General features: G+C 58.1%; 9 protein-coding genes, 2 tRNA genes and 1 CRISPR repeat array. Of the genes, 5 read left to right on the forward strand and 6 right to left on the reverse strand.

All coding sequences use genetic code 11. The features are described 5' to 3' along the window. Positions 1 to 58 precede the first annotated feature (58 nt). Entirely contained in the window at positions 59 to 301 is a 243-nt protein-coding gene (locus EGH25_RS08400; RefSeq protein WP_266087554.1) for a hypothetical protein, read from the forward strand. Between the two features lie 2 nt (positions 302 to 303). Next, entirely contained in the window at positions 304 to 744 is a 441-nt protein-coding gene (locus EGH25_RS08405) for a type II toxin-antitoxin system death-on-curing family toxin (RefSeq protein ID WP_266087556.1), read from the forward strand. 445 nt (positions 745 to 1,189) lie between these two features. Here the strand turns inward: EGH25_RS08405 and EGH25_RS08410 are convergent, their stop codons facing one another. After that, a complete protein-coding gene (locus EGH25_RS08410; RefSeq protein ID WP_266087558.1) occupies positions 1,190 to 1,963 on the reverse strand; it encodes a bacteriorhodopsin in 774 nt (257 codons plus the stop codon). A gap of 132 nt (positions 1,964 to 2,095) precedes the next feature. Continuing rightward, positions 2,096 to 3,475, reverse strand: a complete 1,380-nt coding sequence (locus tag EGH25_RS08415; protein WP_266087559.1) for a sodium-dependent transporter — start codon at positions 3,473 to 3,475, stop codon at positions 2,096 to 2,098. A gap of 82 nt (positions 3,476 to 3,557) precedes the next feature. Here EGH25_RS08415 and EGH25_RS08420 point away from each other — a divergent pair, with 82 nt between their 5' ends. After that, on the forward strand, positions 3,558 to 3,686 hold the full coding sequence (locus EGH25_RS08420; protein WP_266087561.1) for a DUF7331 family protein: 129 nt from the start codon (positions 3,558 to 3,560) through the stop codon (positions 3,684 to 3,686). 8 nt (positions 3,687 to 3,694) lie between these two features. On the opposite strand, the gene EGH25_RS08425 is transcribed toward EGH25_RS08420, so the two are convergent. Then, complete coding sequence (locus EGH25_RS08425) at positions 3,695 to 3,919, reverse strand: Lrp/AsnC ligand binding domain-containing protein (RefSeq protein WP_266087563.1); 225 nt, start codon at positions 3,917 to 3,919, stop codon at positions 3,695 to 3,697. Between the two features lie 48 nt (positions 3,920 to 3,967). Further along, positions 3,968 to 4,480, reverse strand: coding sequence for a hypothetical protein (locus tag EGH25_RS08430; RefSeq protein WP_266087565.1), 513 nt, complete (start codon positions 4,478 to 4,480; stop codon positions 3,968 to 3,970). 78 nt (positions 4,481 to 4,558) lie between these two features. Here EGH25_RS08430 and EGH25_RS08435 point away from each other — a divergent pair, with 78 nt between their 5' ends. After that, complete coding sequence (locus tag EGH25_RS08435; protein WP_266087567.1) at positions 4,559 to 4,918, forward strand: hypothetical protein; 360 nt, start codon at positions 4,559 to 4,561, stop codon at positions 4,916 to 4,918. 1 nt (position 4,919) lies between these two features. Here EGH25_RS08435 and EGH25_RS08440 read toward each other — a convergent pair whose 3' ends face one another. Both EGH25_RS08440 and EGH25_RS08445 read right to left on the reverse strand, forming a co-directional pair. Continuing rightward, the gene (locus tag EGH25_RS08440) at positions 4,920 to 5,654 is read right to left on the reverse strand and encodes a GTP cyclohydrolase IIa (protein ID WP_266087568.1); all 735 of its coding nucleotides are present in this window, start codon (positions 5,652 to 5,654) and stop codon (positions 4,920 to 4,922) included. Positions 5,655 to 5,791: 137 nt separating this feature from the next. Continuing rightward, positions 5,792 to 5,865, reverse strand: a tRNA-Val gene (locus tag EGH25_RS08445). Positions 5,866 to 5,962: 97 nt separating this feature from the next. Here EGH25_RS08445 and EGH25_RS08450 point away from each other — a divergent pair. Next, positions 5,963 to 6,036, forward strand: a tRNA-Phe gene (locus EGH25_RS08450). Positions 6,037 to 6,144: 108 nt separating this feature from the next. Beyond that, positions 6,145 to 6,836: a CRISPR direct-repeat array (repeat unit 38 nt; unit sequence AGTTTCAATCCCTCATCCGGGTTTTCTACTTCTGAGAC). The last annotated feature ends 42 nt before the right edge of the window (positions 6,837 to 6,878 follow it).

Genomic DNA, 6,878 nt, shown 5'->3' on the forward strand with positions numbered 1-6,878 from the left:
GAATCCGCCCGGAGCTACTGACCATCCCTTTATACTTCACCCGTTCAAATCCATCCTCATGGTTGATACCGACGACGTCCAACTCTATGGGGGTGTAAACCTCTACCCCGGTGACTGGGTCGTCGTCGAGCGTCCGTTGCTGTCGGTAGAGGGTGAGGTCGTCGACGTCTTTCAGAGGGCCGGAAAGCTAAAGATACGTGTCGACGGAGCAAAGGACGTGGTGACGAACGTCGGTGACTTTCATCTGCACGACGAAGGACGCCCGTCTCTGCGTAAGGAGCGATTCAGGAGGTTTGACTGAGTATGTTCGACCCGTACGACCCGACCGACGGACTCAAGACAGACGGCGGGGAGGGGATAGACTACCCGTCGGTTAGCGATATCTATCGGATACACGAGGCGGTTATAGAGAACGACGAGCAAGCCACAGAGGGAGTGGTGAACGATGGACAGGTCGAGAACGCACTGTCGTACATAGAACACGGTCATTTCGGGCAGAAGCCGGAGAGTCTTTTCGAGAAAGCCGCGGAACTGTTCGTTCGTATCGTCCGCGGTCACGAGTTCGCGGACGGGAACAAGAGAACCGCGAGCTACTCCGCTCTCCGGTTGATAAGGGTGAACGGATACCCCGAGGTTAACACGACGGATGAACTCGCGGATATCGCCGAGCGAATCGCCGCAGGAGAGGATATTCCCTTGTCGAAGGTGGAGGAGGTACTACGCGACACTGCGACAGATACATAAATGCAGGTGATGTATATGGACTATGAGCGAGGTAGACCACGAAGAGGATACGTCCGATGAGGCTGAAGAGGACGTTAAACAGTGGACGGAAGAGATGATAGAGAAGAACCCTGAGTTCTTCGAACGTCTCTCTGACTCTTGAGAAACCGTATGTCTGAGAACAAGACTGACGAAGAAGGCTACGGTGAGATGACGGAGAGGTACATTGAGGAAAATCCGGAAGCTTTCGACTGGCTCGCCGAGCGGTAGAGTTCTGTTCGGTACCTGTTCTCATCGGGGATACCGGCGACGATCTACAACCCCTGCGTCGGTTCGGCGCGTTCCGACACGTTCTCGCTACGTTCACCTTCGCCAGACACCTTGACCTTCTGATATATACAGTTCTGATATATACAGCCCGGAGCTATCCGGGCTACGTACCTCGAAAAAAGCCGCCGTCAGCCGACTACGCTGTTTCGGATGCGCCCGATGGTGTCGCCGTTACGCTCTCCAGAACGTCCCTGCTTCTCAGAAGGACGATACCGAAGCCGACCTTCGCGGATACGTCGAGTACCGCGAAAATAGCCGTTTCGGGTCCGAGTCCGATCAGCGCCGCGCCTTCGCTTCCTACCAGCCAGACTACGGGGTACGCGAGCCACAGGACGATCACTATGTTACGGAGCGTCGAGAACAGACTCGCGGCGTCGCCGCCCATCTGGTTTGCTTTCCGGCTGAGGCTTCCGACCAGTATGTACAGGAGGGCGAGCAGAGCGCCCGTGCTGACCGCCCACCATACGATCCGGCTTATCCAGACCTGCGACAGCGTCGCCGCAAGACCCGTGAGTATCATGAAGACGTCCAGCCCTATCAGCGTCGCTATCGTCTCCTTGCTCGCCTTGACGAGTAGGGCGATATCAAGGAGCAACAGCGGCGTCGTGAAGAGCCAGTCCGAGTACCTCGCCCAGAATATATCCAACGTATACGCCCCGTTCTCGGCTATGGGTACGAACGAAGGCGCGTTCTCAACCTCTAACGTCGTCACGCCGAAACCGAGCGCCATCGAGAGGTAGTTCGCCGCCGCTATCGCTGTTATGAAGATGGTTATTATGAAGAACTCCTTGTAGCTTTCGTCTGCGTCCTTGCCCAGCCAGACGAAGTACAACGTCCCCAACGTCATCAGCGCTGTACCTACCCACAACGAACCGCTCACCAGCGGATTTGACAGGCTTTCAACCGCCATAACAGTCCATTATTGTATCTCAAGGGTAATAAAACTAACCCGGACGCCGTCTTCGTGATTCGGTCATCCGCGGATAACTAAGTCAGGCTTGTGTATACACAACTCGGTTTTAACGCTCCTCTCGTTGCGCGTCTATCCGAAGAGAAAGTCGGCGAACTCTCCGCGTAGGAACTCAACGTACCCTTCGACACCGAGGTAGAGTGAGACGATGAGGACCACGAGAACGGGGATACGTACGAGCCATACCCATGCACCGCCTAAGAAGCCGAGTTCGCCGACGCCAGCTTCGAGTTCGTCGATCGCCTCTTGGGGGTGTAGCCATGCGACGAGAACCATGAGGAGTATAGCCCCCGCTACGAGGAGTATCTGCGCCGCGAGTATGTCGTACAGGTCGACGAAGACGGTATCGTACGCCACGGGTATACCAGCGATGTACGCCGCCGTGCCAACGACGACCGTGGCGCGTTTTCTGCTCGCCCCTCTCTGGTCGATCAGATGCGATACGGCGACTTCGAGAAGGCTTATTGCGCTCGAAGCCGCGGCGAGTGCGACTATACCGAAGAAGAGAGCGCCTACGACCGCACCGAAAGGTATCTCAGACAGAGCGCCCGCGAGCGTGATGAATATAGCGCCGGGTCCGGGTTCGCCGGGGTCGACACCCACGGTGAACAGTATAGGGAAGACGACGAGACCCGTCGTGAAGGCGACGAAGGTGTCGAGCGCCACGATACCGCCCGCGTCCTCGAACAGGTTCCTGTCCTCGCTGATGTACGAGGAGTAGGTTACCATGACCCCCATACCGACGGAGAGCGTGAAGAAAGCCTGCCCTGCGGCGGCGGGAAGTATGGTCGTCCAGTTCTGGGCGATGGTTCCGAACTCCGGCGAGAGGTAGTACGCGTACGCCGCACCTGCGCCGTTGAGCGTCCAGCCGTACGCGGCGAGTGCGACCAGTATAACCGCTATGGCGGGCACCATGAGCTTGACAGCCACCTCGATCCCTTTGCGGACGCCGAGAGCCACTATACCGACGACGCCTACCATGAAGACAGTATGGAAGAACAGGGCGTCGAAACCCGTGGCTATCTCGCCGAAATGCTCGCCCGACCGTCCCAGATAAGCGCCCGTGAAGCTGTCGACGAAGTAACGGAGTACCCAGCCCGCGACGACGCTGTAGTAGGAGACTATGACGAAGACTATGAGGACGAACAAGCCGCCGACGTACCTCCATGCTCCGCCGCCGAACTCACGTAGAGCGCCGACGGGGCTGAGGTTGGTACGGCGTCCCAACGAAAGCTCTACGAGCATCGCGGGGAAGCCGATGAGAAGGACGAAACCGAGGTAGACGAAGAGGAACGCCGAGCCACCGCCCTCGCCCACCTGAAACGGGAAACGCCAGACGTTACCAAGTCCGACCGCGCTACCCACGGCGGCGAGAACGAAGCCGAGACGTGTCGTCCAGCTTTCGCGTATACTGTCGAGCGCCATGTCGGAACCGATGGGTGCGACCCCCATATACCTTATCCGTCCGCACCCGACCGTCCGGGCTTCTTGCCGGTTCCGTCGGAGGTATGTACCCCGCACCCGTAGGACGCGTATGGAGACGGACGTAACCGGAACGCGGTCGTACCGTACGTCGGACGACAGGCTCGTTATCTACGACGCCGAGGAGCCTTGCGCGTATCTCGCTTCGTCCGTATGCGTCGGCTTAGACGAGTCGGCTTGACGGGAACGTCAGGTCGCTATACACGTCGTCGTCTCCGCAACGCCCGGCGCCTCGTGTATCTCACCCGCAACGATACGTCTTATCTCATCCGTATCCTCGACATCGACCTCGGCGACGGCGTCGTACTTTCCCGTGACAGCATCGACACGAGCCACACCTTCTAAGGCGTCTATCTCTTCGACAGCCGAAAGGACGGAGTCCACCTCACACCGTATGAGGACGAAGGCTCTCATGCCGCGGGGTACGGACGCCTCCTACATAACTCTGTCCCGCGTTCCGTCTCAGAGGAAGTCCTGGACTGCGATACCGTACAGACCTCCGAGGAAGAGCGCGTACGACATACATCCGAAGAGGAACGAGAATGACAGGTACGGAACCCCGATCCCGAAGACAAGGGGTAGGACGAAGACACCGAAGACGAGCCAGAAACCGCCGACGTAGACGAACGCGAGCGCTGTTGTGGCGCTCGCAAGACCGAAGATAGAGACGAGCGTCGAGGCGATGACACGTACGAATGCGAACTCCGCCGCCAGTGCGAGTATCAGGTACGCGAAGACGTTTGTGAAACGGCAGACGATGACGGGAAAAGCCACCGCCATGGAGCCGAAGATTACGACCAGACCTAGGGCGCCGAGCGACTCGAAGAGGTGTCCTCCGCCGAGGCTCATAAACAGACCGCCGTTTACGACGCCCGCGATCCCTCCGAGAACGCTGCCTATCCACTCCTTCCGCCGTACCTCACCCAACCCACGGGGTCCCGTCTGTGCGACCGGATCCGTCTGTGCCAGAGACATTAGGTTTTCCGTATGTCCGCAGGGTTATATATCCGTCGGCGACGGAACGCATATCCGGTCGGGGTACGTAGACGGTGCATGGACACCGAAACGGTCGTTGAAGCCCTTATCGAAGACGCACGTGAGAACGACGCCTACGAAGCCGTTGTCGTCGACGTTCCCGCCGACGTTCTCCGCGAAGAGGGGGCGACGTACGGCGACGACGGCGAGACACGCGTCGAGACGACCCTTGTTGCAGGACCCGTCGCGGAGGAGGACGACGAAGGCATCAAGTTACGGACGCCTTCACGCGTCGGTGGGCGCGACGACTTCTCGTCGGAGGTACGCGAGGGACTCCGTGTCGAGGGCGTCTACGGATTCAGGGACGGAAACCTCGACGGTGTAAGCCTTCCCAAGGAGGACGTGACCGTCCACCGTGTCGAGCCTCAGCCGTCTTAGCTCAGTAGAACTCGACGCGCCCGCCGCCGTTCCGTGACCTTTCGAGACAGTGCTTAGCCTGCATACCCGCATCCGCGGGCGTCCGGCTCTCGCCGACGCCGACCTTGAGTTCGACATCCGTCTCCTCCTCGACCTCACCGATAACCTCGGCGTAGTCGTCCTTGTCGAGCGACGGCGCTACCGTAATGTAGTTGTCGCCGCCGACGAAGAAGCTGACGGCGTCGCGTTCCCACATCGACTCCATGAGCGCCAGACCCGCGCGTCCGACGAGTAGCTGACATCCGTATGCGTCGATCTCGTCGACGTAACGTTCTGTCGCCTCCTCTATGTCGAAATGTCCGACCTGTACGTCCGAACCGCCGTCGATGTCGGATACGAGACGCGCGACACGGTCGGCGTCCTGTGCGCTACCCTCGTCCTGAATCAGCGACGACACACGACCGACGGCGTCCCTCGGACTCGCCCCGTCGGCGACAGCCATGGAGACGGTGACGGGGTAACGGTTGTTGATGCTACGCTGGACGGAGCGATGGGCGTCGGTACCCACACCCTCGGTAAAAGCCACGACGTTGTCGAAACGCGAGAAGAAGACGACGGCGTCGTGCGCACCGAACGAGGCGCAGAGGTCGGCGTAGAGACGCGCCTGCAACGCCTGAAGATCTGTCTCACGTCTCGGCTCCGGCGTGACCGTCCAAGGACCGTAGTTGTCTATCTGTATCAGCGTAGCCCTTACCATGGCTCCTCCGTTACGTCTTCCATCGTTTCTAAGATGTCGCGCGGCACCCATAAGCGTAACGTTATCGGTACGCGTTCCACGAGCGTTATGTTGGTGACGGGGGAGGAGCAACCGCGTACTTTTTCAATGAGAACGGATGGGTTCGCCCGGTTTCGAACCGGGGACCTCCGCCTTGTAAGGGCGGTGTCATAACCAACTAGACCACGAACCCGCGTGTATCAACAGGTTTCGGGCGTTTTTCTATCTTTGGTTTTGGCGTTGCTCCGAATGGAAAGTGTTATTGGCGCGAAACCCCCAGACGATAACGCGCCGCCTTAGCTCAGCCTGGGAGAGCGCTCGACTGAAGATCGAGTTGTCCCCCGTTCAAATCGGGGAGGCGGCAAACTGCAAGCGAGTTTTGCGAGTGAGTAAGTAAACGGAGACACGGTTTGAATAGTGAACGACCGTAGGGAGTGACGGAATTCAAATCGGGTAGGGGGAGGAGGCATACGATTTCAATCCCTCATCCGGGTTTTCTACTTCTGAGACCCGGCATAAGGTCGGTAGAACGGCTTGCAGTAGTCTGTTTCAATCCCTCATCCGGGTTTTCTACTTCTGAGACTTGCCGTCCCGTTTTGTCCCGCGCCGGAACATTTAGTTTCAATCCCTCATCCGGGTTTTCTACTTCTGAGACGAGAAGTATCTATGCCAAGGCGAGTGCGGCGCAGTTTCAATCCCTCATCCGGGTTTTCTACTTCTGAGACGCGAACGCGTCGAGAACGGATAGGCGCGTGGAAAGAAGTTTCAATCCCTCATCCGGGTTTTCTACTTCTGAGACCTCGTAAGCCGCCTCGCTCTCGACGTAGTCCTCGGAGTTTCAATCCCTCATCCGGGTTTTCTACTTCTGAGACGTACGACTTTGAGGTTGAGCATACGATAGCCGCCGAAGTTTCAATCCCTCATCCGGGTTTTCTACTTCTGAGACGCAAAATATCGCCGAAGTCACCGGGCAGGTGCTCAGTTTCAATCCCTCATCCGGGTTTTCTACTTCTGAGACCAGGGCGGCAAGGAGTACCGCTATGTCTCCAAGCCGTTTCAATCCCTCATCCGGGTTTTCTACTTCTGAGACGCGCGGATGGAGTTGGATGTTAGATTGCCAAAGTCCTGTTTCAATCCCTCATCCGGGTTTTCTACTTCTGAGACGCGCGGATGGAGTTGGATGTTAGATTGCCAAAGTCCTGTTTC

It is taken from the genome of Halorutilus salinus (assembly GCF_026242195.1).
In the GTDB taxonomy this organism is placed as follows: domain Archaea; phylum Halobacteriota; class Halobacteria; order Halobacteriales; family Halorutilaceae; genus Halorutilus; species Halorutilus salinus.

Excerpts from the sequence above, each read along its gene's own strand:
- EGH25_RS08400 (WP_266087554.1), top strand. The coding sequence starts at position 59 with ATGGTTGATACCGACGACGTCCAACTCTATGGGGGTGTAAACCTCTAC.
- EGH25_RS08405 (WP_266087556.1), top strand. The coding sequence starts at position 304 with ATGTTCGACCCGTACGACCCGACCGACGGACTCAAGACAGACGGCGGG.
- EGH25_RS08410 (WP_266087558.1), bottom strand. The coding sequence starts at position 1,963 with ATGGCGGTTGAAAGCCTGTCAAATCCGCTGGTGAGCGGTTCGTTGTGG.
- EGH25_RS08415 (WP_266087559.1), bottom strand. The coding sequence starts at position 3,475 with ATGGGGGTCGCACCCATCGGTTCCGACATGGCGCTCGACAGTATACGC.
- EGH25_RS08420 (WP_266087561.1), top strand. The coding sequence starts at position 3,558 with ATGGAGACGGACGTAACCGGAACGCGGTCGTACCGTACGTCGGACGAC.
- EGH25_RS08425 (WP_266087563.1), bottom strand. The coding sequence starts at position 3,919 with ATGAGAGCCTTCGTCCTCATACGGTGTGAGGTGGACTCCGTCCTTTCG.
- EGH25_RS08430 (WP_266087565.1), bottom strand. The coding sequence starts at position 4,480 with ATGTCTCTGGCACAGACGGATCCGGTCGCACAGACGGGACCCCGTGGG.
- EGH25_RS08435 (WP_266087567.1), top strand. The coding sequence starts at position 4,559 with ATGGACACCGAAACGGTCGTTGAAGCCCTTATCGAAGACGCACGTGAG.
- EGH25_RS08440 (WP_266087568.1), bottom strand. The coding sequence starts at position 5,654 with ATGGTAAGGGCTACGCTGATACAGATAGACAACTACGGTCCTTGGACG.